General features: G+C 62.0%; 24 protein-coding genes. 6 read left to right on the plus strand and 18 right to left on the minus strand.

What is annotated here, in order from left to right; all coding sequences use genetic code 11:
• Nucleotides 1-37 precede the first annotated feature (37 nt).
• The 3 genes from HAHE_RS02385 (at nt 38) to HAHE_RS02395 (ending at nt 6,287) form a co-directional block, all read left to right on the plus strand.
• Nucleotides 38-583 (plus strand): PEP-CTERM sorting domain-containing protein, encoded by a 546-nt coding sequence (locus HAHE_RS02385; protein WP_338688264.1) that lies wholly within the window; start codon nt 38-40, stop codon nt 581-583.
• Nucleotides 584-606: 23 nt separating this feature from the next.
• Nucleotides 607-2,559 (plus strand): cadherin repeat domain-containing protein, encoded by a 1,953-nt coding sequence (locus HAHE_RS02390; protein WP_338688267.1) that lies wholly within the window; start codon nt 607-609, stop codon nt 2,557-2,559.
• 89 nt (nt 2,560-2,648) lie between these two features.
• On the plus strand, nt 2,649-6,287 hold the full coding sequence (locus HAHE_RS02395; protein ID WP_338688270.1) for a sulfatase-like hydrolase/transferase: 3,639 nt from the start codon (nt 2,649-2,651) through the stop codon (nt 6,285-6,287).
• A 52-nt stretch (nt 6,288-6,339) separates the two neighbouring features.
• Here the strand turns inward: HAHE_RS02395 and HAHE_RS02400 are convergent, their stop codons facing one another.
• Entirely contained in the window at nt 6,340-8,001 is a 1,662-nt protein-coding gene (locus HAHE_RS02400; RefSeq protein ID WP_338688273.1) for a GH39 family glycosyl hydrolase, read from the minus strand.
• 144 nt (nt 8,002-8,145) lie between these two features.
• Between HAHE_RS02400 and HAHE_RS02405 the strand changes: the two genes are divergently transcribed.
• Together HAHE_RS02405 and HAHE_RS02410 are read left to right on the plus strand one after the other, a co-directional pair.
• Nucleotides 8,146-9,915: a 2-oxoacid:acceptor oxidoreductase subunit alpha gene (locus HAHE_RS02405; protein ID WP_338688275.1), complete on the plus strand. Its 1,770-nt coding sequence runs from the start codon at nt 8,146-8,148 to the stop codon at nt 9,913-9,915.
• Nucleotides 9,916-9,928: 13 nt separating this feature from the next.
• A complete protein-coding gene (locus HAHE_RS02410; protein WP_338688278.1) occupies nt 9,929-10,822 on the plus strand; it encodes a thiamine pyrophosphate-dependent enzyme in 894 nt (297 codons plus the stop codon).
• Between the two features lie 11 nt (nt 10,823-10,833).
• Here the strand turns inward: HAHE_RS02410 and HAHE_RS02415 are convergent, their stop codons facing one another.
• Together HAHE_RS02415 and HAHE_RS02420 are read right to left on the minus strand one after the other, a co-directional pair.
• The gene (locus tag HAHE_RS02415) at nt 10,834-12,423 is read right to left on the minus strand and encodes a hypothetical protein (protein ID WP_338688280.1); all 1,590 of its coding nucleotides are present in this window, start codon (nt 12,421-12,423) and stop codon (nt 10,834-10,836) included.
• Nucleotides 12,424-12,426: 3 nt separating this feature from the next.
• Entirely contained in the window at nt 12,427-13,491 is a 1,065-nt protein-coding gene (locus HAHE_RS02420; RefSeq protein ID WP_338688282.1) for a hypothetical protein, read from the minus strand.
• 187 nt (nt 13,492-13,678) lie between these two features.
• Between HAHE_RS02420 and HAHE_RS02425 the strand changes: the two genes are divergently transcribed.
• Entirely contained in the window at nt 13,679-14,704 is a 1,026-nt protein-coding gene (locus HAHE_RS02425) for an N-acetylmuramoyl-L-alanine amidase (protein ID WP_338688284.1), read from the plus strand.
• Between the two features lie 28 nt (nt 14,705-14,732).
• On the opposite strand, the gene map is transcribed toward HAHE_RS02425, so the two are convergent.
• From map to rpsC, 15 genes are all read right to left on the minus strand, one after another.
• The gene (map, locus tag HAHE_RS02430) at nt 14,733-15,527 is read right to left on the minus strand and encodes a type I methionyl aminopeptidase (protein ID WP_338688286.1); all 795 of its coding nucleotides are present in this window, start codon (nt 15,525-15,527) and stop codon (nt 14,733-14,735) included.
• Entirely contained in the window at nt 15,511-16,173 is a 663-nt protein-coding gene (locus HAHE_RS02435; protein WP_338688288.1) for an adenylate kinase family protein, read from the minus strand. The genes map and HAHE_RS02435 overlap by 17 nt, the downstream gene beginning before the upstream one ends.
• Before the next feature lie 7 nt (nt 16,174-16,180).
• Nucleotides 16,181-17,686: a preprotein translocase subunit SecY gene (gene secY / locus HAHE_RS02440; protein ID WP_338688291.1), complete on the minus strand. Its 1,506-nt coding sequence runs from the start codon at nt 17,684-17,686 to the stop codon at nt 16,181-16,183.
• Nucleotides 17,687-17,789: 103 nt separating this feature from the next.
• Nucleotides 17,790-18,245 (minus strand): 50S ribosomal protein L15, encoded by a 456-nt coding sequence (rplO, locus tag HAHE_RS02445; protein WP_338688293.1) that lies wholly within the window; start codon nt 18,243-18,245, stop codon nt 17,790-17,792.
• Between the two features lie 41 nt (nt 18,246-18,286).
• Nucleotides 18,287-18,979, minus strand: coding sequence for a 30S ribosomal protein S5 (rpsE, locus tag HAHE_RS02450; RefSeq protein ID WP_343218195.1), 693 nt, complete (start codon nt 18,977-18,979; stop codon nt 18,287-18,289).
• Nucleotides 18,980-18,997: 18 nt separating this feature from the next.
• Nucleotides 18,998-19,354, minus strand: a complete 357-nt coding sequence (gene rplR, locus HAHE_RS02455; protein WP_338688296.1) for a 50S ribosomal protein L18 — start codon at nt 19,352-19,354, stop codon at nt 18,998-19,000.
• A gap of 23 nt (nt 19,355-19,377) precedes the next feature.
• The gene (gene rplF, locus HAHE_RS02460; RefSeq protein WP_338688299.1) at nt 19,378-19,917 is read right to left on the minus strand and encodes a 50S ribosomal protein L6; all 540 of its coding nucleotides are present in this window, start codon (nt 19,915-19,917) and stop codon (nt 19,378-19,380) included.
• A gap of 27 nt (nt 19,918-19,944) precedes the next feature.
• The gene (gene rpsH, locus HAHE_RS02465; protein WP_338688301.1) at nt 19,945-20,343 is read right to left on the minus strand and encodes a 30S ribosomal protein S8; all 399 of its coding nucleotides are present in this window, start codon (nt 20,341-20,343) and stop codon (nt 19,945-19,947) included.
• 30 nt (nt 20,344-20,373) lie between these two features.
• Nucleotides 20,374-20,949, minus strand: a complete 576-nt coding sequence (rplE, locus tag HAHE_RS02470) for a 50S ribosomal protein L5 (RefSeq protein WP_338688303.1) — start codon at nt 20,947-20,949, stop codon at nt 20,374-20,376.
• 68 nt (nt 20,950-21,017) lie between these two features.
• Nucleotides 21,018-21,242 carry a 50S ribosomal protein L24 gene (gene rplX, locus HAHE_RS02475; protein ID WP_338688305.1) on the minus strand — a complete coding sequence of 75 codons (225 nt, stop codon included), beginning with the start codon at nt 21,240-21,242 and terminating at the stop codon, nt 21,018-21,020.
• Between the two features lie 25 nt (nt 21,243-21,267).
• On the minus strand, nt 21,268-21,633 hold the full coding sequence (rplN, locus tag HAHE_RS02480) for a 50S ribosomal protein L14 (RefSeq protein WP_338688307.1): 366 nt from the start codon (nt 21,631-21,633) through the stop codon (nt 21,268-21,270).
• A gap of 40 nt (nt 21,634-21,673) precedes the next feature.
• Nucleotides 21,674-21,943, minus strand: a complete 270-nt coding sequence (gene rpsQ, locus HAHE_RS02485) for a 30S ribosomal protein S17 (protein ID WP_338688308.1) — start codon at nt 21,941-21,943, stop codon at nt 21,674-21,676.
• A gap of 32 nt (nt 21,944-21,975) precedes the next feature.
• On the minus strand, nt 21,976-22,179 hold the full coding sequence (gene rpmC, locus HAHE_RS02490) for a 50S ribosomal protein L29 (RefSeq protein ID WP_338688310.1): 204 nt from the start codon (nt 22,177-22,179) through the stop codon (nt 21,976-21,978).
• Nucleotides 22,180-22,201: 22 nt separating this feature from the next.
• Nucleotides 22,202-22,621 (minus strand): 50S ribosomal protein L16, encoded by a 420-nt coding sequence (rplP, locus tag HAHE_RS02495; protein WP_338688312.1) that lies wholly within the window; start codon nt 22,619-22,621, stop codon nt 22,202-22,204.
• A 35-nt stretch (nt 22,622-22,656) separates the two neighbouring features.
• Nucleotides 22,657-23,370, minus strand: coding sequence for a 30S ribosomal protein S3 (rpsC, locus tag HAHE_RS02500; protein ID WP_338688314.1), 714 nt, complete (start codon nt 23,368-23,370; stop codon nt 22,657-22,659).
• Nucleotides 23,371-23,389 lie beyond the last annotated feature (19 nt).

Raw genomic sequence — 23,389 nt, forward strand, 5'->3', positions numbered from 1 at the left:
AAACATTTCAACGGGCCCGGGCAATTCGTCCGATGTCGTGACGACGGGGACACTGGTGGAGGCATTCAACGGCGTATCGTCGAACCAGACGCCAGCCAGCTTCGACACCACCGTGAATGGCGTCACCTTCCTCGGAAACAACACCCTGTTCTCCGAAACAGGCTCAGGCACCAACAACACTTCGGACTTGTCCGCCGGCACCAACGCAGGTGACGCCACCTACGATCTACTGCTCAGCAACGTAGAATTCGGCGGGCCTGCATCCCAGACCATCAGCGTCGGCAATGGGAACCTCGTCATCGGGAACCAGTATCTCATCCAGGTTTGGTTCGTGGACGACCGAGCTGCCCAAGACTCCCGCGTCATGCTCTTTGGCGACGGCAACGGCAGCAACGTGCTCCTCAATGATCAGTATGCCGTAGGCACCTTCACCGCAGACGCCACCTCGCAAGACCTCCTCACGGAGGCCCAAGGCTTCGGCCGCGCCCATCTCACCGCCTACCAGATCCGAGCGATCCCCGAGCCTTCCTCTCTGCTCATGCTGTCTCTCGCGGGAGTCCTGTTCTTCCGCCGTCGCCACTGAACCCAATAAAAAACCAAAACCCAATGAATCCCCGAAAAACCATCAGCGCATGCTGCGTCGGTGCACTCGGCTCGTGCTGGCTTTCCGCCGCACCCATCTCCTGGAGCCCTGCAGTCGCCACCAGCGGCAAGACCAACCTGATCGAGGGCAACGTCGTAATCGCTCTTACCGGGGGCTCCAGTTCGCGCTCGATCACCAACGGAGGCGCCAGCGGAACGTCCACTTACAATTTCATCTCCGCCAATTTTACAACCCTCTCGCCCCATGTATTCACCGCCACTGCCGGTGGCCCGAATCCGCGTGCACGGGTGGCGGACAACGTATACGGCGGGAGTTCCATCTCGTCGACGGGCGATTCGGACTTCGACACCGTGATCGCATCTGTGACCGATTCCTACGGCTCACCCTCAGGAATCACCGGCGGCACCCTGACACTTGACGGCCTGCTCGATGGTGGCAGTTACACCATTCAGGTGTTCTTCAACGATCAGCGCGAGGCGTCCGACGACCGGGTCATGCGCTTCGGTGATGGAATTGGCACGCCGGTCGATCTGGCAGGCGGAAACCCTGCGGCCGGAGTACAGACCAGTGAATATGGCCAGCATGCCATCGGTACTTTCAGCGCTTCCGGCACATCGCAGGATCTCACCCTGACCGCATTGGGCTTCGGCAACGTCCACTTCAATGCGATTCTCGTCACGGGTCCTCCCGGCGTCCTTCCGAATCAGGCACCGGTATTCGACGAGAGCTCTTACGAGTTCGAGGTTTTGAACGAATCCGCACCGAGCGCCGTCGTCGGCACCGTTTCAGCCACCGATCCGGACACTGGACCGTCCGCCATAGAATACTCGATTACCGCCGGGGACCCGGGCGGCGCTTTCGACATCGATTCCGTCACCGGCGAGATCACCGTCGCGGGTACGATCGACTATACCGTTACTTCTTACTATCCCCTCGATGTGACCGCCTCCGATGGTCAAGACGCCACCGTGGTGTACGTGGACGTGTATGTCGTCGGCCCGCCGGCCAACGTGGCTGCCGCCGGCTCCGCCTCCGGCAACGGAAGTTGGAACAACTCGGGCTATGGCAGCTTTGGTTATCTCTTCGTCGGCACCGACGATGACGACATCGAAGCAGGGACCTACAAGCGGGGCGGAGCGATCTATACCGGCATCGAGACTCCCGTGAGTGGTCAGACCGTGCGCTTCGAGAAACTCTCCTCGTCCTTATCCGCTTGGAACACAAACCAGCCGACGAGCCCGATCAATCCGGCAATCACCGCAGAACTGGAGAATCCCGACGGGGGAACCTTCCGCTGCGGCTCGCTGTACAACACCGGACTCGCAGATAACACTCCAAGGAACATCTTCCGACTCACCTTCGACGAAGCCGTTCCTGATGGTCTGCGGCTGGCCATTTGCGTTGGAGCATCCGAAATCCAGGGAACCGCGGCGACTATCGACTCCACCACCGGCAACCTCCGCGACGTGCCGTTCTCCGTGGCGGTCGACGGCATGGAGTCCTTCACCACGCAAGCCGCCCTCGCCGGTCCTCCTGCCCCGGAATGGCTAACCGTCAGCCCGGACGACCCGAATACCGGAGTCCCCGTTCCGGACTGGTACTTCTTCGACCTCACCGGCATCGAGGCCGGAACCCGCGTCACCATCTCAGCCTCAAGGATCTGGTCCGATGCCTCGCACAAATTCAATCCGATCAACGGCTTCGCCCTTGCTTCGCTGGCTGCTCCCCCGGCCGTGATCACCGGCGTCAGCCGCACCGCCAATTCCTTCATCATCAACTTCCTTGGCGACCCCGGTGTCACCGACTGGAAGATCATGGCCAGCACCGACCTTCTTTCCTTCCTCATCGACGAAACGCCGGACACCGTTTTCAACGAAAGTCCTGCTGGAGTCTATAGTGCCACGGTTGACGTTACAGGAGACCCGGCTAGCTATTTCATGCGCATCGAGCGATGATTCCCGATGCCCTGGCGTCCGGGGAGACACGCGAATTGCAGTCCCGTCAGCAACCCGGCAGCCCTCTTCCAAAGCCCGAAACCCACCCTATGGACCGCTCCATCGTCGTCCACCCCCACCCCGGTCCGATGCGTGTCGCGATCGCGTGTTGGCTCACAAGTCTCCACGTCGTGACCTTGCACGCCGCCCCGATCGTGTGGGGAACACCCACTGCGGTCTCCACCGGAGCCGGCAACTCGTCGGACGTCTCGACCAACGGCACGCTGGTCGAGGCCATCAACGCCCTGTCCACCGGCGATCCGCTGACCAACACGACGATCAACGGCGTCCTCTTCACCGGAAGCCAGTCCATTTTCTCAGAGGACCCCGCATCGGCCGCCGGAGTGGACCTTTCTTCCGGCACGAATGGTGGCGATCCTGGCTACGATACCATGCTGAGCACCGTCGACTACGGAGCTCCCGCATCCCAAACCGTCAGCATCGGCGGTGGAGCCCTGAGCGTCGGTGCCGAATACGAGATCCAGATCTGGTTTGTCGATGACCGGGCCTCCACCGACGGACGCGTCATGCGCTTCGGCGACGGATTGGGCAACAATGTGGACCTGAACGACCAGTTCGTCATCGGCAGCTTCACCGCCGATGCAACGTCACAGACATTGTTCGCCGAGGCCCAGGGATTCGCACGTGCCCACATCAGCGGGTACCAGTTGCGTTTGCTGCCGAGCGGTCCCCCACCTGCGCCGGAAACGCCAACCGGCCTCGTTGCAACCTCCGGCGACACGGAGGTGGCGCTCGACTGGGACGACAACTCCCAGTACGGCTTCGCCAATTTCATCGTGCGGCGCTCGACCTCGCCGGGCGGCCCTTACGTCGACGTCCCCGGCGCCACGCCAAGCGAAAGTGAGTTCACCGACACCGGGCTGACCAACGGGGTGACCTACTACTATGTCGTTGCCGCGGAGAATACCGAGGACGACGTCTCCTCCGATTCGACTGAGGCTTCGGCCACGCCGATGGCCTTCGTCCCCGATCCGCCACAGGTTCCCACCGGGCTCACCGCCAATGCGGGAAACGATCTCGTCACGCTGAACTGGGATGACAACACCCAACCCGGCTTCCTTGAGTTCCGGATCAAGCGCGGAACCGGTCCCGGCGGTCCCTACTCCCAGATCGGCACCTCCGGAAACAGCGGATTCGCCGACGATACAGCGATCAATGGCAACACTTACTACTACGTCGTTACCGCGGTGAATATCGACGCGGTCGAGTCGGCACCCAGCGACGAAGCCTCCGCCACTCCGTCGGTCAGCGCATCGCCACCGAACTTCCTGTTCATCATCACCGATGACCAGGACACCTTTTCCGTCGGTGCCTACCGCCGCAGCGAACCCGCAGAACCGGATGGATCAGGCAATCCCTACGTGATCGACACCCCGAACATCGACCGTCTTGCCGACGAAGGCATGCTCTTCCATCAGGCACGCCTGATGGGCTCGGAGGTTGGAGCGGTCTGCACCGCCTCGCGCACCTGCATCATGACCGGGCGGAGTACCTGGCAGCGTACCAACGGCATGACCGCCGCGCTGACCTTTCCCGGGATATTCAATCGCGGCGTCAGGAGCAGCTTGCCCGACCTGCCCTACGCCACCTACCGGACCTGCAAGTCCGGCAACAGCTACCCCACGGCGAACAACGAGTTCACAATCGTCAACGACGCGAGCAAACGGGGCAACACGGACGGCAGCGGCAGCGAATGGCACGCCGATCGGACCCTCGAGCATATCGACCACTGGCGCGCCAACCACCAACCCAACGGCAAGCCGTTCCTGATGTATCTCGGCTTTTCCCATCCTCACGACGAACGCAATGCCCGGACCAACCCGAACCTCACCGGCCGCTACGGCTGCATCAACACCACCAGCCCCGGCAGCCTCACTGTAAACCCCGCCGCTCCACCGATTCCCTTCAACCATTTGCCGGTCAACGCCACACTCGGCACACCCGCCAACTATCCTTTCCACCCATTCGATCACGGGCACTTCGGTGTACGCGATGAAGTCAATGTCGCCGGAGTGCTTGAATACCGCAACGAGGCCGTCATCCGCAACGAGATCGGCCGGAACTTTGCATGCGTCGACTGGATTGACCGACAACTCGGTCGGGTCCTGGCCAAACTGGAGGACCCGGATGGCGATGGCGACAACTCGGACAGCGTGATCAACAACACCTACATCGTGTTCACGGCAGACCATGGCATCGCCGTCGGTCGACATGGCTTGATGGGAAAGCAGAACCTCTACGAACACTCATGGCGCGTCCCCTTCATCGTCCGCGGACCCGGTATTGCCGCAGGCAACGAAACCGATGCCCTGATCTACCTACACGACACCTTCCCCACCTTCTGCGATCTAGCGGGAATCGCATTACCGTCAACGATCGACGGCAACGACGGCGCCAGCTTTCGTCCGGTCCTCGAGGGCATGACGGACGTCCACCGCGACTACGTTTACGGCCTCTATGCGGGGGGTGACAAGCCTGGTATGCGTTCGGTCACCGACGGACGATTCAAGCTGATTCGTTACGACGTGGGAAACAACGCCACCCAGGTCACACAGCTTTTCGACCTTGAGGAGAATCCTTTCGAACTGCTGCCGGAACACGGCGTACCCGGCCTCGCCGAGCAAACGTCACACTGCCTGATCCTCCGCCGTCTGGAGGAAGCGCTGATGACCGAGCGAGTGAAGAATGCGGACCCCTACGCTTTCCTTGGCGACCGCGTGATGTTCCGTTTTGACAACAACCTCACCGACCGCATGCCCTTCGGTCATGACGCCGCTCCGGGACCTTCCGCTCCGGCATTCTCAAGCGAAATCCCCTTCACGACCGACCCGCTGCTCGGCGAACCGAACGCCGCATCCCTCGAATTCGACGCAAGCCAGCAGGACTACCTGACCTGCGCGGACGGCCGCGAATTGGATTTCGGCTCAAGCGACCCATTCACCGTATCGGCCTGGGTGAAGCTCCGCAGCCTGCCAACCGGCGCCAACACGGCAAGTTCGGCACCCTTGGCCGTGAAGAAGCCGCTGGGATCAGCCGACTCCGAGTTGGACTACATGTTCCTCGCGGCCGCCGGCAGCTACGGCAACGCGACAACCTACGGCAATCTCGCCCTCCATCTTGGTTCAAGCATCGTCACCAGCCAGCTCTCGATTCCGGACACGAACTGGCACTTCGTGAGCGTCGCCCTCGATCCGGTGGCAAACACTGCCCGTTTCACACTCGACGATCAGGTCGATGTAGTTGCGACGAGCGCCACGGGCACGGCGAACTCGGGCCCGTTGATCATCGGCGCCCACCTCAACTCGTCAAATGCGGTCGACCGGGTATTCGACGGCTGGATGGATGAACTGACGATCACCAACGGCGTCGTGCCCGTCGAGCAACTCCACCCGCTCTTCGGACTCCCGGAAGTCGGACCGTTCCGTGTGCTGAGCCTGACCCGTAGCGAGACCGCCCTCGAACTCGAATTCGAGTCACGGGACGACCTCCTCTACGATGTCGAGTTCTCCGAATCGCTTGAAGGCGGGAGCTGGACCACGCTGAAAACCTTCATCGGAGGAAGCGCTAGCGGCGGCAGCACCGTGGTCAGCGACCTTCCGCTGCCCTCATCGGCAACCGGCTTCTACCGCGTCCGGTCCTATCCGCCCGCCGACGGCGCCGCGCCCTAAAGCGCTTCAATCGATCCTGTAGCCATTCGTCACTGACGGGCTTCGGAATCTCCTAGTCCCACTCAAGCACGTGCAGGGATACGCCCTGACGGGGCAGATCGAGTTTGAATGCAGTCGCCCCCCCTTCGGCTACGAGATCAATCCCATCGTCGAGCTTCACCAACTCGGAAGCCGCTTTCAATTCCGTGACCTGTGCTTCGGTTGGTTTCTGTGGTGATCCCATCGCCTGCCACATCGTGAAGCTGTTTGAGTGCTCCTGATCGACCCGGTAGTGCGCCACGCTCACAGGCTTCCCTTCCGGAGCTCCTACAAGTGTGATGCTCACTGCCGCCTCGGCTCCCGGCAGATCGTCGTCGTGGTAATGCCAAGTCAGGATCGTGATCCTCTTCCCGTCACGAGCCGCGAGCGCCCCGACATCCGGCCGCTCCCGCACCCCTTTCTCAACGATCTCATCAAGCGGCAACGCACCGTCACTGGCGACCGGCAGACGCTCACCCGACATCATCGAGAACATCCGGAAGACATTGAGGACCGGCTTGTTGATCCCGTTTGTCGCGAGCGAGCGGAATCCCGCGAAGTAGGGTTGATCCTCGAACTCGAAGGCCCAAGTCAATGCGCCTTCGAGATTCACGCCCCGCTTGCGTGCCAGGTCGAGTTTCCGGGGAAACGACGCGGCCGTGTAGCTCGAATACATCGTCCCGTTCCGGTAGGCGAGCTGGTCCCCTTGGCATGCCGCACATCCTTCCGGATCCGACTCACCGATGACGATCGGCGTCTTCCTCAACTGCGGATACCTCGCGATCACCTCGAAGGCGCGGTCAATGTCGCGGAGCTGGTTGGCAATCCCCATCTGCACGCGTCCGTCCACCGTCTTCGGCCATCCCTTCGCGTGAAACGAAATGAAGTCCATCGGTGTGCCCGTTTCACCGGTCGCGGCATTCTTCCCTTCCATGCAGTGCTTGATGAAGGCCTCGAGGAAGTCGCCACCCGGACCGCCCGCAACGTCCGGACCACCGACCTTCGCTCCGGGCAGGGCCCGCCGGACCGCGTGGATCGCATGGTCATGCAGCTTGAAGAACTCCTCCCGACTTCCCCGCCAGTAACCGATATTCGGCTCGTTCCAGGTCTGCCAGTACCAGCGGAGCACCTCCTCCTCGCCATACTTCTCGACGCAGTGCTTCGCCCACTGGAAGACGAGTTCCTCCCACTTCGCGTAATCCTTCGGCGGGTAAGCCCAGCCTGTATAGATCTCGTCGTACTTCGCCCGCGGTGTCCAATGGTGGCGGTAGGGCTGTGGCTTCACCGAGAGCGCTTCGGGCATGAATCCGATCTGCACATAGGGTCGGACGCCATTCTCAAGGTAGGCATCAAAGATCCCGTCGACGATCTCCCAATCATAGATCGGTCGACCGCGCCCGTCTTCTCCATACATTCCCGTCGAGCCCCACTTCAGCGCCGGTGTCCCGTCGCCACTGGTCATCAGGTTGTGCGTTCGGAAAAACACCTCGCCCGGCTTCATCTCACCGAGATCGCCCAGCAACTCGCGGCCGTTCTTCATCGTCGCGTAGTTCGGTTCATCGGCGCCGAAGAACCGCCAGATCGGTTCAAGCGGGCCCATCGACCCACCGGCATCCACGCGGATGTTCACCTCGAATTCCTCGGCCGCCGCGACCGCGGTCAGGACCGATGCAAGAAACGGGAGCGCTCTCTTCATCGTTCCATGGAAACCCGCTCCGAGTGGGCCAAAAATCCGGAATGTCGTCATCCTGTGGCAGCGGACATCCCGGGTCCGATTAAGCCCCGGTTTTTCCTTCCGCCACCGCTACGGAATGGTTAAGAAAAACGAAACCCTGATCCGATGTCTCAAGCATCCGCTTCCGCGCCCCAGGCGCTCCGCAACGCCGTTATCCGCCTCGCCGGACACTCCCAAGACGGAATCCAGTCGATCGGCGCCTTCCTCGCCCAGCTCGCGGGTTCGACCGCCCAGGACGTCATGACCTACATGACGATCCCGAGCACGATCTCCGGCGGACCCAGCATTTTCCAGGTCCACCTCGGATCGGGCAAGGTGCTCCATCCGGGCGACGAAGCCGACACCTTGGTCGCCTTCTATCAGGACTCCTACGACAACCACCTGCACTCGCTGCGCGACGGAGGCATCTGCTTCTATGACAGCGACCACGTGACCGAGCTGAAGGAGGAACGCGACATCATCCACATCGGCATCCCGTTCACCTCCGCCTCGATCGAAGCGATCGGCGGATCCGCCAAGGACCGCGGCAAGAACATCTTCGTCCTCGGCACCCTGTGCGCAGTCTACAAGCTCGACCGCGAGAAGCTCGTTCAGATCATCAGCCGGAAGTTCGGCAAGAAGTCGGAGGACGTTCTGCGCAACGCCCTGCTCGCCTTCGACGCCGGCTTTGCTTGGCAGGTCCACGACATCAATCACATGCCGTTCGCTCCCGGCGAGAACGAGGAGCAGAACCGGATTTCGACGGACGGCAACACGATGCTCACGCTCGGCCTGATCGCCGGCGGCTGCCGCTACGGTGCCGGCTACCCGATCACCCCGTGGTCGAGCATCATGGAAACCCTCCGCTCCGAGTTGCCGAAATACGGCGGCATGTTCATCCAGGCGGAGGATGAGCTCGCCGCGGTCGCCCTCGCGATCGGAGCCAGCTACTCCGGCCACCTTGCGATCACCGGCTCCTCCGGTCCCGGACTCTCCCTCAAATCCGAGGCGATCGGCTACGCCACGATGGCCGAGCTGCCACTGGTCGTGGTCAACATCCAGCGCGGCGGCCCGTCGACCGGCATGCCGACTTCGGTCGAGCAATCGGACCTGATGCAGGCGATCTACGGTTCCCACGGCGATTCGCCACGCGTCGTGCTCGCCCCGCGCGACGTCGAGGACTGCTTCTACACGGCGATCGAGGCCTGCCGCATCGCGCGCGAGTATTCGACTCCCGTCATCATCCTTTCCGACCAGGCGATCGCCACCCGCATCGAGGCATTTCCCGAACCCGACCTCGAGAAACACTGGATCGAGCCGATGCTCGACCTCTCGACCTGCCCGGCCGACTGCAAACCTTACCCGCTAGACGCGATCACCCGCCACGCACCGCCGGGCTGCCCATCGCCCGACGGCCGCTACCCGGTCGTGACCGGCCTTGAGCACGACGAATGGGGCCACCCGTCGGGCAACCCGGTGATGCACGAGAAGATGACCGCCAAGCGGCGCGAGAAACTCGTAAAGCTGGCGAACTCGCTGCCCGCACCGGACTTCTTCGGCGACGAGCAAGGCGACCTCCTGTTTGTCGGCTGGGGCTCGACCTTCGGCCCCATCAAGGAAGCCACCGAGCGGCTTCAGGACGCCGGTCACCGGGTCGGCTCGCTCCACCTCCGCCATATCCATCCGCTGCGCAACGGGTTGGCCGACATCTTCCACCGCTACACGCACGTTCTCGTTCCCGAGATGAACGACTGCGGCATCTACGGCTTCGGCCAGCTCGCATCGCTGCTGCGGTCCGTGACCTGCAATCCGAACATCCAGTCGCTCAACAAGGTCCAGGGACTGACCTTCCGCGTGAAGGAAATCGAGGACGCCGCCCTGCAACTTCTCCGCTAAACCCGCCAAACCCATGTCCGAAACCGCTCCACCCGCCAAGAAGCTCACCAAGAAGGAGCTCAAGGCCGATCACCCGACCTGGTGCCCCGCCTGCGGCGATTTCGCCGTGCTCGCGTCATTCTTCAATGTCGTCGGCAACCTCGGGATTCCGCACGAGAAAATCGTCTGCGTCGCCGGCATCGGTTGCTCGTCGCGCTTCCCTTACTTCGTCAACGCCCACGGCATCCACTTCATCCACGGCCGGGCCCTGCCCCTCGCCACCGGCATCTCGCTGTCACGTCCCGATCTCCACGTGTTCGTCTTTGGCGGGGACGGCGACGGCTACTCGATCGGCGGCAACCACCTGACCCACGCCGCGCGCAAGAACATCAACCTGTCCTATGTGATCATGGACAACTTCGTCTACGGACTGACGAAGAACCAGACGTCTCCGACCACACCGATCGGCCGCAGGTCCAAGACCGATCCCCGTGGCGCCATCGACCGCCCGATCAACCCGATGGCCCAACTGGTTTCGAGCGGGGCTACCTTCATCGCCCGCACCCACGCGGCGCAAGTGAAGCACATGAACGAGATGTTCGAGCGGGCGATCCTCCATCCCGGTTTCGCGGTCGTCGAAACGCTGTCGGAGTGCACCATGTTCTACCCCGGCGCCTTCGATGCCGGAAACCCGCGCAAGGGCGGTACCTTCGATCTGGTCGACGAATCATCGCGCGACATGGAGTCCACCGCCGCAGCCATGGAACTCGCCGAGGAGGAGTTTCCCGGAAAGTTCGGGGTCTTTTACGAGACCAAACGGCCGACCAAGAACGAGCTCGAGTGGGCGTGGATCGAAGACGCCAGATCGAAGACTCCCGACCTCTCCGAACGCGACCTCATGCGGAAGCGGTTCGCAGGAATGCGCTAAGTCCGCCTCGCTCAATCGGCGCGAACACGGAACTGCATCTTCGGTGCGGTCCCGACGACGTGGTCGAGTTGGATCGTTCCGCCTGTTCCCGCGGTCGAAGCTCCATCAATCCAACCGGACAGCGTGGTCGCATGCTCCAGCGTGTAGTTTTTCCCGAGCTCACTCATGATTGAGACCCGAACCGTCCGGGGCGTTCCCGGAAGAAAGACGAGGCTATCGATCCGGAATTCCTCGGGCACGAGACTCTCGATCAACCCATCCATCGTCAGGGTCGCCAGACCTCCGGTGGCCTCCCAGAAATTGTACGAACTGCCACCACTCGCGGCATTTCGGGCGAACACCTCGACATCGGCATCGAAGTCGGCCCACTCGCCGAGGGTTAGTGGCCCATCCGTTAGGATGAGGTAGAGAACCCGGAAGTCCTTCTGCGACGTGCTGCTGTCCGGCGTCCGAGCCCCATCGGTCGACACGACCTCGGCCATCGTCAGACTCGTGATGCTGGTCGCCGTGAACTGACCTGTGGCGTAGTCCGCCCAAGCGAAGCCATTCGCAACCTTGATCTCCTGGGTGATGTCCTCCGCATCAATCAACCCCATCGTGTAGAGCTCGAACTGGCTGTAGGGCAGCGAGTTGCCACCGTTCGCATTCCCCCCGAACCCTTGAAACGTGAGGGTTCTCGGATTCTTCGCCCTGTAGAGGTTCCCACCAAGACTTTCCAAGGTTCCGGGTGCCCAGCCACCGAGCTGGCCACCGATATTGGAATAGCCCCAGTGCCCTCCAACCGCGGTTGGAACCGATGCCATCGAATTGCCCCAGTTGTGAGCCAGCTCATGCAGGCTCGGACCGCCGATGAGGCCACCGGTCGAAGTCAGGTGGATCGCTCCCTGAAGTTGGCCCGACGAACCGAACAGCGCCGTGCTGTCGAAAGTGCTCTTGCCGATTCCACCGATGTCATTGCGGGCGTTGTAGAAGCGCCCGTAGTAGCTCCCGCCAGGAACGGACGCCTGATTGGACGCGATCATGATGAAGTCGAAGTCGTCCTGGAAATGCTCATACACCCGCTGCGCCACGCCACGGGCTTCCGTCGTCGACATGTCATCGAACGTGCTGCCGAAGAGCGAGGCGGACTCGATCACGGCGACCCGGCCGGAGCCCAGCACGGTCAGGATATGGTCCGAACCCGAGCGCACCACCATCGGGTCGGCCACCCCGGGATTGGGATCGATCGAATCGCGGATCCCGTCGCCGTCGATGTCCGTGTTGAAGGTGTAATCATCGATGTAGTACTGTCCGCTTCCCGACGAGGTTTCGCACCACAGCCGCACGTAGACCGGGCTTGCGGTCGGAACTCCTGTGACCTGCCTCGATAGCGTTCCCGGCGCGATGTATCCGGAATTGTGGATGTCAAAACTTCCTACTGAGGTTCCGACATAGAGATAATAGCCACCCGGCCCGGCCGTCCACGTGAAGGTGACTGTCGAATTGGCCAGCGTGGATCCCGGTTCGGGGCTGGTCAGCGCCGCATCGGTGGCGAACAGGGCCGATGATGAGAGAATTGAGAAGAAAAGTGTGGCGCCAAAGGCCTTGGAGGCAGCAATCATGAATCAGTCCGTCGAAGCGGAGTCAGGCATTTTGGGAGGGGTCGCGGGAGAAGGATTCGGAGTGGCCTCGCCAGGCACCTCGGACGCGGCCGGGGCATCCGTCGGAGCGGCGGCTGGCTCCGGGGGCGGAGAGGCGCCCGGGACGTTTGCGGCGGGTGCCTTGACCCAGGCGGGCGCCTTTGGAGTCACATCGGCATAGATCGCCACCAACCCCATTCCAACCAAACCCACCAATCCTGCGAATCCGGCCGTCATCGCCGTCGTCATTCCGACGACGAAGGGCGTGAAGAACAAGAGGCCCACGACCATGAAGCTCGGTTTCACTTCGTAGGCATGCACGACGAGGCGCAGCCGGGAGCGCGCGAGCCCCAAGCCCATCATCACGAAGCAGGCCGTCGCCGCGAGCGCGTTGAGGTGCCAGAAGACACCGGCCTCATCGGTCACGGCACCACACGCGGCGATCGCCGTGCCACCCGAGGCGAGCGCCGAGCCAAGGAAGAGCAGCATGGTGGCCATGCGTGCACCGAGTCCGCGGAAGGAAGACGCACCGATCGCACCGGCACAGACCACCGCCGAGAGTGCCAGAACCGTCAGCGTGCAGGCGAGGTCACGGACCAGTTCGACACCGCCGATCTGGTAGCGGACGATCACATAGGGCAGCAGGGAAAAGAGTGTGAGGACACAGAGCGACCAGAGGCTGAAAAACTTGCCCCGGACCACCTTCCAGCGGCTCAATTTGGTCAACAGCAGCAACTCGTGGTTCCCCTCCTCAAGCTCCTGCCCCATCAGCACGAGGCCTCCAAGCGGCATGATCAGGGCGCAGACGAGGCTGATCGCGATCCATAGCGGGCCTGAGGTGCCAAGAAGACCGAGATTCAGCATCCCCACCAGATCCGAGTAGCGGTCGGTGGCTCCGGTTTGGAATTCGACAATCACCGCTGCCACCGCCAAGGCGTGCACGGCGAGGAACGGAATCACGAAACTGCCGCGCCTCATGTTCTGGCGCATCTCCTTGACCAGCATCGAACCGAAGCGGTCCGGGAGATCGTGCTTCAAAACAGCTTCCATGGGATCATCATCCGGTTCCGGCGTTCTGGCGGCAAGCCACGAGGCGGCCGATCACGAGAAATTCACCGTAGATTCCCGCATTCTCAGCGGAAAAAACGATCTAACGCCACCTCAAAACGGATTTGTCAGATCGACCGATTCCGGGTAATGATCCGGGGCGGTCGCGACCGCAGCAATTTGCGCGCCCATGAGCCGGCTCCCCTTTCTGATCCGACTGACCCTTATCCTTGCGGCTTGTGCCCTCACGGCACACGCCGGCTGGGATGAGCGCACGATCCATGGCCGGGGCTACGTCAGCGTGAATTCGATGAAGGAATTCTACGGATTCAAGCGCCTCAGCCAGTCGGGCAAGTCGATCGTGCTCGAGGACGACGCCGTCGAGATCAAGCTGAGCACCAACTCCCACGAGTGCTACATGAACGGCGTGAAGTTCGTCTTCAGCTACCCGATCGAAAGCTCGGGAGGGAAGGCGTGGCTCTCGAAGATCGATCTGATGAAGCTCGTCCACCCGGTGCTTCGCCCGAACATCATTGAAAACGCGGGGAATTTCCGGACGGTGATCATCGACGCCGGGCATGGTGGCAAGGACCCGGGCGCCACCAATTCCATCGGCACCGAAGCCAACTACAACCTGAAGGTCGCCGGCTTCCTCAAGGATTACCTGGAGAAGGAATACAAGTACAAGGTCATCATGACCCGCGACTCGAACCGTTACCTTTCGCTTCAGCAACGGGTCGACATCGCCAACCGGATTACGGAAAACGCGATCTTCATTTCGATCCACCACAACTCGACCAGTTCGAACCGGTCGGGTGCCCGGGGTATCGAAACGTTCACCCTTTCACCTGTCGGCGTCTCCCACTACGGCCGCGGACTCAAGGCCAGCGACTTCAGCCCGAAGACCGGCAATCACCACGACTCCGCCAACGTCGCATTGGCCACCGCGGTGCACGGCACCCTCCTCAGCACGCTCAAGGACAAGAAGACCGGCAAATCCTACACCCTCGACCGCGGGATCAAGCGGGCACGGTTCAGCGTCCTCAGCGGAGTCAAGCACCCGTCGATCCTGGTCGAGTGCGGGTTCATGACCCATCCCTACGAGGCGAAGCTGATCCACGACTCCGGCTACCAGCGGACCGTGGCCAAATCGATCGCCTACGCGGTGCAGAAATACCGTTTCGCGGTCGCCCGACCGAACACGGGTCAACGTTGAGGACTTCCGCCGAGAGGCGGAAACTGCTTCAGATCCCGAGCAGCTCGGGCGTCGCTGTCCGGGGTCGGTTGGTCAGGAGCTCCGGATCACCTTCGGTCACCAATACCGTATGCTCGAAGTGAGCTGACGCCTTGCGATCCGCGGTAATGACGGTCCAGCCGTCATCCAGGATCCTGACGTGGGGCGACCCGGCATTCACCATCGGTTCGATCGCGAGGATCATTCCAGGCTCCAGAATCGGTGTCTTTCCGCTGGGACGATAGTTCGGGATCTGGGGCTCTTCGTGGAGTTCTCGACCGACCCCGTGCCCGACAAACTCGCGCACGACGGTAAATCCCAACGGTTTCACGTGATCCTCCACCGCCCCGCACAACTCGGCGAGCCGGAGACCGGCCCGGGCCTTGTCGATCGCGGCGAAAAGAGACTCCTCGGTCGCCGCCAGCAGACGCTTCGTCTCATCGGGAACTTCGCCGACCGGAACCGTCGTCGCGTTATCACCGATCCAGCCGTTCTTCACGATGCCGACATCGATCTTCAGAATGTCACCGGGGTGGATCACCCGGGGACCGCCGATCCCGTGAACCACTTCTTCATTCACCGAGATGCAGGTGTAACCGGGAAATCCCCGATAGCCCAGAAACGCGCTCTTGCAGCCGTTTTTCTGCATCAGCTTGGCAGCCTCGGCATCGATCTCCCCGGTGGTTACGCCGGGCTTCGCCATCGACGCGACCTCCTGCAGGATCTCGCTCGCGACCTGACCCGCCGCCCGCATCAGCTCGATCTCGCGGGCGTTCTTGATCCGGATTTTACGCCGTTTCGCCATCGTTGGTCAGGGTTTTCAGATTTGCCTCAATCGTTGCCGCGACCTCATCGACCGAGCGGGTCGCATCACAGTGAAGCAGGGTTCCCGCCGCATCGTGACGTTCGATCACCGGCACGGTTTGCTCGCAGTATTCGTCGTAACGGGAAAGGAAATTCGTCAGATTGTCGTCGGACCTCGGCCCCGCAGCTCCACCACATTTCGGGCAGCGCCGCCCCTCGTTCAGTTCCTCCTTCTGCCCGCTCCAACGACAGTCGGGACACTCGACACGACCCTCGATCCTGCGGATGAGTTCGTCCTTCGGAACATCAAGGGCAACCGCCGCATCCACCCGCTCGCCTCGCTCTGCCAGCCAAGCAGCCAGAAAATCGTCCTGCATCAGTGTCCGCGGGAACCCGTCCAGCACCCAGCCACCCGGATGGTCAGCCAGCCACTCGCGCATGATTCCGCACATCAGCTCGTCCGGAATGTAGCCCCCCCGATCGAGGATGGGCCGGATTTCCCTGGCCGCGGGCGAGTCCTCCTTCAGAACTCCACGGAGCAGCGCCCCCGTACTGAGGTAGTCGAGCCCTCGATCCGCAGCTAGCCGCCGCCCCTGGGTCCCCTTGCCCGAAGCGGGAGGACCCAGAAGGATCAAATGAAGCGCCATCGCTTCTTTAGCGAGCGAAGTAGGCCACCGCGCCGATCACCAACAGAAGACCGATGAAGGCCCACAGGTAAACGATCGCCGTGCCGCCGGTCGAACCCGACGACTGCGAGAGCCGGTCGTAGCGCCCCTTCAGCTTGCCCTTGCGGAGGAAGCCGTCGTAGTGGCGCTGAAGCAGGTGAGTCTCCACCTGACGCATCACGTCAAGAACCACACCGACCAAGATCAGCAGGCTGGTGCCCCCGAAGAACTGGAGGACCATTGAACCCGGCGGAAGACCGACGATTTTGCCGATCGCCACAGGAAGGACGAAGATCAAGGTCAGGAAGATCGCCCCCGCGAACGTCAGGCGGGTCATGGTGAAATCGAGGAAGTCAGCCGTCGGTTTGCCCGGACGAACTCCGGGAATGTAGCCACCGTTCCGCTTGAGGTCCTCCGAGATCTGAGACGGCTGGAACATGGTCGCGACCCAGAAGTAGGAGAAGAAGAAGATGAAGATGGCACCCAGCACGTAGAACCATGTTCCACCTGCAAGCGCTTCCTGCAGAGAACGCGACCAGCCGGCCTCGGGGAACATCTGGGTGAGAATGATCGTCGGCAGCGAGAGAACCGCGGTCGCGAAGATGATCGGCATGACACCGGCGTAATTCACCTTGAGCGGGAGATACTGGGTCTGGCCACCGAACTGTTTCCTTCCGACGACACGCTTTGCGTACTGGATCGCGATCCGACGCTGGGCCTGGGTGATCGCGATTGTGCCGGCAATCACCAGCAACAGCATGGCGATCATGACCACGAGCATCATCACCCGGAACTTGCTGGCGTCCGGATCGGCGACGAAATACTGCCAGGTCTGGAACAAGGCTCCCGGCAACGCCGCGATGATGTTGACGGTGATGATGATGGAGGTGCCGTTGCCGATACCCTTGTCGGTCATCTGGTCACCGATCCACATCAGGAGCAGCGTGCCGGCGACAATCGTCAGCACCGTGATGATCTGCCAGAGCACCGTCGGGTTCGGAACGAGATCACGTCCGAGCCGGTCGATCGTCTCCCCGATACCCCCCATCAGCGGATTGGTCCCCGGATTGATCAGGGCCTTGGCGACAAAGATGCCCTGCACGAGGGCAATCACGATCGTCAGGTAGCGGGTATACTGGGTGATCTTCTGGCGTCCGCCGTCCTCGCGGGACAGCTTGGACAGCTTGGGCACCACCGCCGTCATGAGCTGCATCATGATCGAAGCGGAGATGTAAGGCATGATCCCGAGGGCAAAAACCCCCGCCTGCTGGAGCGCGCCACCGGAGAAGATGCCGAGGATCGCCTGCAGGCCGCCGGCCGTCGTGGCGTCCGACTTCTGTTTCGCGTCCTCGATCCAGGCGTCGATCACCGTCGTGTCGACGCCGGGAAGCGTGACGTGCACGCCGAGGCGCACGATCACGATCATGGCAAGGGTGAAGAGAATGCGGTCGCGGAGTTCGGGAACCTTCCAGGTGTTCGCGAAAGCGGAGATCATGGGTGTCGGGTTCTGGGGAAAGGAGTCGTTCTGTTAAACGCGTTGAGGAAGCGGACAGGCGCTTCCTCAACGTTTCGGGATCATAGACGGGAGAAACCGACGCTTACTCGGCTGACGGCGTTTCGACCGTGCCACCGGCCTGCTCGATCTTCTCCTTGGCCGAAGCGCTTACCGCGTCGACCGCCACAGTCAGTTTCTTGGCGAGCTGCCCTTGGCCGAGGACCTTGACGATGTCGCACTTGCGGCTCACCAGACCCTTGGCGCGGAGCGCCTCCTCGTTGACCGTGTCGCCATCCTCGAAGCTCTTCTCGAGCTGGGCGAGATTGACGACCGAAGCCTTCGTCTTGAAGTTGATGTTGTTGAAGCCCTTCTTGGGAAGGCGGCGGTGAAGGGGCATCTGGCCACCTTCGAAGCCGGGGCGGACCGAGCCGCCCGAACGGGCCTTCTGACCCTTGTTGCCCTTGCCGCAGGTCTTGCCGAGGCCGGAGCTTTCGCCGGAGCCTAGCCGCTTGATGCGGTGCTTGGCACCCTTGTTGGGCTTGAGTGTGTGAAGTTTCATAATTCGAGATTCAACGTTGGACGTTGGGAGTTCGAAGTTTCTCAGATGGATTCCTTCTTCTGCTTGCCGCGGGCCGAGAAGATCTGGTCGCGGGTGCGGAGTTGGCTCAGGGCCTTGAGGGTCGCCTTCACCACGTTCGCGTGGTTCGCCGAACCGAGGGACTTGGCCAGGACGTCGCGGATGCCGACCGCCTCACAGACGGCGCGGACGCCGCCACCGGCGATGATGCCCGTTCCCGGGGACGCCGGCTTGAGCAGCACCTTGCCACCACCGTATTCGGCGTAGCTTTCATGCGGGATCGTGCCTTCGGCCAGATTCATCGGGACGAGCGACTTGCGGCCAGCCTCGCTGGCCTTGCGGATCGAGTCCGCGACCTCGTTGGCCTTGCCGAATCCGAGTCCGACCTTGCCTTCCTTGTCGCCCACGACGACGAGCGCCGAGAAGCTGAAGCGGCGGCCGCCCTTGACGACCTTGGCGCAGCGGTTGATGAAAACAACCTTCTCGGTCACTTCCTTACCATCGACGGTCGGAACAGGACGCTCCTCACGGCGAGGGCCGCGGCCCCCTCGGTTTCCACCGAAGGAACGTCCGCCGCCCGGACCACCGGGACCTTGGCCTTGTTGGCCGCCTTGACCGCCGGTTCCGGAAACCGGGCCGACGGCATTGCCGCCTTGCTCGGGTTTCGGAGCCGAGGCTTCCTTTGCGGCGGGAGTTGAATCGTTGCTTGTCACCATGACAGATTGGGTCGGGAATTAGAACTGGAGGCCGGCTTCACGGGCGGCGTCGGCAAGTGCTTTGATCTTGCCGTGATACAGGTGACCGCCACGGTCGAAGACCACGGCGCTGACGTTGGCAGCCTTCGCGCGCTCGGCGAGAAGCTGACCGACCGATGTCGCACAGGCAACATTCGATGCGGCCTTCTCGACGGATTTGTCGAGGGTCGACGCCGCGGCCAGCGTGGAGCCGGCGTTGTCGTCGATGATCTGTGCGTAAATGTGCTGGTTTGAGTAGTGCACGGCGAGGCGCGGGCGCTCGGCGGTGCCGGTAACCTTGCGGCGGATCCGCTTGTGGATCCGGCGGCGCACTTCCTTTCGATTGAGTTGACTCATGGGTACTTGGATGGTGCGGGTTATTATTTGCCGACGCTCTTGCCTTCCTTGCGGCGGACGCGTTCTCCGGCGTAGCGGACGCCCTTGCCCTTGTAGGGTTCCGGCGGGTAGTAGCTGCGCACTTCGGCGGCGAACTGGCCGACCTTCTGTTTGTCGATGCCTTCCACCTTGATCTTGGTGTTCTCGGCGACGCTCACGGAGATATCGGCCGGGATCGGGTGGAGGATCGGGTGGGATTTTCCGAGCGCGAGGTCGAGGTCCTTGCCCTTGACCGAGGCCCGCATACCGACGCCCTGGATCTCAAGCTCCTTGACGAAGCCTTCGGTCACGCCGGTGATCATGTTGTTGATGATGCTGCGCACGGTGCCGTGGAGGGCACGGTGCTCGCGCAGTTCGGTCTCGCGGGCGACGACGACGGCGCCGTCCTCTTCACTGACCTTGACGCCGTTCGGCAGGCAGAAATCGAGTTTGCCCTTCGGGCCTTCGATGAAAACCGTGCGGTCGGCGACACTGAACTTCACCTTGTCGGGCAAGGCGATCGGTTTGGTTCCAACTCGTGACATGGTGGTCTTTCCTTTCTCGTGTTGGGGTTACCAGACCTTGGCGAGGATCTCGCCACCCAGGCGCGAACGCTTGGCGGTGGCTCCGGACATCACGCCCTTCGAGGTCGAAACGACAGCGATGCCGAGACCGTTGAGGACGCGCGGGATGTCATCGGCACCGGCATAGACGCGGCGACCCGGCTTCGAGACCCGCTTGAGGTCGGTAAGCACGGGGCGGCCGTCGACGTAGCGGGCCTTGACCTTGATTTCGGGGAACCCGTCGGTCGTGACGACCTCGTAATTCCAAATGTAGCCTTCCTCCTGGAGGATCTTGGCGATGTCCGCCTTGATTCGGGAGTAGGGTGCGGAGAATTCCTCGTTACCGGCCCGGCAGCAGTTCTTGAAGCGGGTCAGGAAATCGGAAATGGGATCTGAAACAACAGCCATGATATCGTGATGTTAGTGCTGCGGGACGGCTCAGGCGGCCGCTCCCTCCTCGGCGGGCTTGTTTTCGCGGAACGGCATACCCAGTTCGCTGAGCAGCGTGCGTCCCTCGTCGTCGGTCTTGGCCGAGGTCACGATGATGATGTCGAAACCGATCTGGCGCTTGATCTGGTCGAGTTCGATCTCCGGGAAGATCGACTGGTCGGCGAAGCCGATGGCGTAGTTGCCCTGGCCGTCGAAGCTTTTCGAGGTGATCCCCCGGAAGTCACGGATGTTCGGCGAGGTCACGTTGATGAAGCGGAACAGGAACTCCCACATGCGCTCGCCACGGAGGGTGACGCGGGCACCGAGGGGTTCACCGGCGCGCAACTTGAAGTTCGCGACGGCCTTCTTCGAGTAGGTGATCGACGGGCGTTGGCCGGTGATCTTGGCGATCTCGAGGACGGCATCGTCCACCGCGACCTTGCGGTCGGGGGCGTTGCCCATGCAGGTGGTCACCACGACCTTCTCGACGCGGGGCACCTGGTGCGGATTGGCGTAGCCGAGCTTCTCGGTGAGAGCCGGCACAACCTTCTCCTTGTAGTGTTTCTGTAGTAGCGGTGTGCTCATGGTTTCAGCGGGTCAGCGCTTGTTGGATTGCGCTTAAGCGCGGGCGGATGCCCCGACGGTGTCGGTGCTCAGCCCAGTTTTTTCACATTGGAAATATGGATGGGACCGTCTTCCTCGAGAATCCCGCCGTCGGGATTCTGTTCGGAGCGGCGGACGGCCTTCTTGATCTTGCGGACGCCTTCGACGATGACCTGTTCCTTGGAGGCATTGACGAGCATCACGGTGCCGCGCTTGCCCTTGTGGTTGCCGGCGATCACTTCGACTTCGTCGCCTTTCTTGACGTGTGTCTTCATGGAAAAGGGATTCGGTTGGGAAATTTCAGAGAACCTCGGGTGCGAGGGAAACGATCTTCATGAACTGCTTCTCGCGAAGCTCGCGGGCGACGGGTCCGAAGATCCGGGTGCCGCGCGGGTTGTTGTCCTTGTCGATCACGACGATGGCGTTGTTGTCAAAGCGCAGGATCGAACCGTCGGAACGGCGGATCGGCGCGGCGGTGCGTACGACCACGGCCTTGACCACGGATCCCTTCTTGATGGAGGCGGTAGGGATCGAATCGCGGATGTGGGCGGTGATGATGTCGCCGACGTCGGCACTGCGCGAGCGCTTGCCGAGGACGCCAATCATCTTGGCGGTACGGGCGCCGGTGTTGTCGGCGACCGAGACGAGGGATTCCATTTGGATCATGGCGTGAAAAAGGCGGATGGTTGGTTCGCGAAGAGTTGGATCAGTGGGAGATGACCTCCTCGAGCTTCCAGCACTTGGTCTTGGAAATCGGCTTGGTCTCCACGATCCGGACCTTGTCGCCGATCTTGGCTTCACCGTTCTCGTCGTGGACGTAGTACTTCTTCGACTTCTTGACGATCTTGTTGAAGGCCGGGTGCGGAACGCGCGCGACGTGCTCGACCACGAGGGTCTTGTTCATCTTGTCGGACACGACGATGCCGACGCGGGTCTTGCTGAGATGGGGACGGCTGTCCTGCTGGGTCTCGCTCATTGCGGTGGAAATGGGATGAAGTTAAGGACGGCTCAGGCCTGCTTCAGGCGGGCCTTGAGGTAGGTCATGACGCGCGCGGTGTCGCGGCGCACGATGCGGATCCGGGCCGAGTTCTCGAGTTGCCCGGTGGCCTGTTGGAGGCGGAGGTTGAACGCCTCCTCCTTGAGGTCGCGGAGCTTGGCCTCGAGTTCGGGCACGGTCAGCTCGGCAAATTCGTTGGTCTTGGTCGATGCCATGATGGGAGCGCGGTTAAAGGCTTCAGGAATGCTGGTTGCGGACGACGAAGCGGGTCGGGACGCCGAGCTTGTAGGAAGCAAGGCGCATCGCCTCGCGGGCTTGGGATTCCGAGACACCGGAAACTTCGAAAAGCATGGTGCCGGGGCGGACCACGGCGACCCAAGCGTCGACGGCACCCTTACCCTTACCCATCCGGGTTTCCGGCGGGCGGGAGGTGATCGACTTGTGCGGGAAGATACGAATCCACACTTTTCCCTTCCGCTTCAGGTAACGGTTGATGGCGATACGGCAGGCTTCGATCTGGCGGTTGCTCATCCAGCCGCGACCGAGGCACTGGAGTCCGAAATCACCGAAGGCGACGGAAGTTCCGCGCTGCGCGTTACCGGCGCGGCTGCCGCGGTGCGACTTCCGGAACTTCGTGCGTTTGGGCATCAAAGGCATGACAGGGTCCTCCTAAAAAGTTTGGGTTGTGGGAATCAGGCTTGAGGGGCGGCAGGTGCCGGGGCGTTGTTGCGCGGACGGCGCGGCGGGCGGCGGTCACCTTGCGGCGACGGACCCTTGTCGGCGTCCTCCTTCTTGTTCACCCAGCACTTCACGCCGATCACACCGTAAACGGTGCGGGCTTCGGCGAAACCGTAGTCGAGCGGCACGCGCAGCGTCTGAAGCGGCACCTTGCCCTCGCGATACCATTCGGCACGGGCGATGTCGGCACCGCCGAGGCGGCCGGCGCAGCGGATCCGGATGCCGTCGGCACCGAAGTCCATGGTGGTCTGGACGGCGCGCTTCATCGCACGGCGGAACGAGATCCGGCGCTCGAGTTGCACGGCGACCTGTTCGGCGACAAGCTGGGCATCGAGTTCCGGCTTGCGGATCTCAACGATGTCGATCTTGACGTTGCCATCCGAGCAAAGCTTCTGGAGATCCTTGGTCATCCGCTCGATCTCCGAACCCTTGCGGCCGATGATCAGGCCGGGACGAGAGGTGTGCAGGGTGACGCGGACACTCGCCCAGGCGCGCTCGATGACGACCTTCGAGAGGGCGGCGAACTGCAGGCGGTCCTTGATGTATTTGCGGATCTTGAGGTCCTCGTGGAGCTTCTCGGCGTAGTCCTTGCCGGAGGCATACCACTTGGAGCGCCAGTCCTTGCTGACGGCGAGGCGGAATCCGATGGGATTGACTTTCTGGCCCATGATAAAATTCGGTGTCGGG

It is taken from the genome of Haloferula helveola (assembly GCF_037076345.1).
Taxonomy (GTDB): Bacteria; Verrucomicrobiota; Verrucomicrobiia; order Verrucomicrobiales; family Akkermansiaceae; genus Haloferula; species Haloferula helveola.

What these genes read in the sequence shown, in the direction of transcription:
- HAHE_RS02390 (WP_338688267.1), top strand. Translation starts at nt 607, where the DNA reads ATGAATCCCCGAAAAACCATCAGCGCATGCTGCGTCGGTGCACTCGGC.
- HAHE_RS02395 (WP_338688270.1), top strand. Translation starts at nt 2,649, where the DNA reads ATGGACCGCTCCATCGTCGTCCACCCCCACCCCGGTCCGATGCGTGTC.
- HAHE_RS02400 (WP_338688273.1), bottom strand. Translation starts at nt 8,001, where the DNA reads ATGAAGAGAGCGCTCCCGTTTCTTGCATCGGTCCTGACCGCGGTCGCG.
- HAHE_RS02405 (WP_338688275.1), top strand. Translation starts at nt 8,146, where the DNA reads ATGTCTCAAGCATCCGCTTCCGCGCCCCAGGCGCTCCGCAACGCCGTT.
- HAHE_RS02410 (WP_338688278.1), top strand. Translation starts at nt 9,929, where the DNA reads ATGTCCGAAACCGCTCCACCCGCCAAGAAGCTCACCAAGAAGGAGCTC.
- HAHE_RS02415 (WP_338688280.1), bottom strand. Translation starts at nt 12,423, where the DNA reads ATGATTGCTGCCTCCAAGGCCTTTGGCGCCACACTTTTCTTCTCAATT.
- HAHE_RS02420 (WP_338688282.1), bottom strand. Translation starts at nt 13,491, where the DNA reads ATGGAAGCTGTTTTGAAGCACGATCTCCCGGACCGCTTCGGTTCGATG.
- HAHE_RS02425 (WP_338688284.1), top strand. Translation starts at nt 13,679, where the DNA reads ATGAGCCGGCTCCCCTTTCTGATCCGACTGACCCTTATCCTTGCGGCT.
- map (WP_338688286.1), bottom strand. Translation starts at nt 15,527, where the DNA reads ATGGCGAAACGGCGTAAAATCCGGATCAAGAACGCCCGCGAGATCGAG.
- HAHE_RS02435 (WP_338688288.1), bottom strand. Translation starts at nt 16,173, where the DNA reads ATGGCGCTTCATTTGATCCTTCTGGGTCCTCCCGCTTCGGGCAAGGGG.
- secY (WP_338688291.1), bottom strand. Translation starts at nt 17,686, where the DNA reads ATGATCTCCGCTTTCGCGAACACCTGGAAGGTTCCCGAACTCCGCGAC.
- rplO (WP_338688293.1), bottom strand. Translation starts at nt 18,245, where the DNA reads ATGAAACTTCACACACTCAAGCCCAACAAGGGTGCCAAGCACCGCATC.
- rpsE (WP_343218195.1), bottom strand. Translation starts at nt 18,979, where the DNA reads ATGGTGACAAGCAACGATTCAACTCCCGCCGCAAAGGAAGCCTCGGCT.
- rplR (WP_338688296.1), bottom strand. Translation starts at nt 19,354, where the DNA reads ATGAGTCAACTCAATCGAAAGGAAGTGCGCCGCCGGATCCACAAGCGG.
- rplF (WP_338688299.1), bottom strand. Translation starts at nt 19,917, where the DNA reads ATGTCACGAGTTGGAACCAAACCGATCGCCTTGCCCGACAAGGTGAAG.
- rpsH (WP_338688301.1), bottom strand. Translation starts at nt 20,343, where the DNA reads ATGGCTGTTGTTTCAGATCCCATTTCCGATTTCCTGACCCGCTTCAAG.
- rplE (WP_338688303.1), bottom strand. Translation starts at nt 20,949, where the DNA reads ATGAGCACACCGCTACTACAGAAACACTACAAGGAGAAGGTTGTGCCG.
- rplX (WP_338688305.1), bottom strand. Translation starts at nt 21,242, where the DNA reads ATGAAGACACACGTCAAGAAAGGCGACGAAGTCGAAGTGATCGCCGGC.
- rplN (WP_338688307.1), bottom strand. Translation starts at nt 21,633, where the DNA reads ATGATCCAAATGGAATCCCTCGTCTCGGTCGCCGACAACACCGGCGCC.
- rpsQ (WP_338688308.1), bottom strand. Translation starts at nt 21,943, where the DNA reads ATGAGCGAGACCCAGCAGGACAGCCGTCCCCATCTCAGCAAGACCCGC.
- rpmC (WP_338688310.1), bottom strand. Translation starts at nt 22,179, where the DNA reads ATGGCATCGACCAAGACCAACGAATTTGCCGAGCTGACCGTGCCCGAA.
- rplP (WP_338688312.1), bottom strand. Translation starts at nt 22,621, where the DNA reads ATGCCTTTGATGCCCAAACGCACGAAGTTCCGGAAGTCGCACCGCGGC.
- rpsC (WP_338688314.1), bottom strand. Translation starts at nt 23,370, where the DNA reads ATGGGCCAGAAAGTCAATCCCATCGGATTCCGCCTCGCCGTCAGCAAG.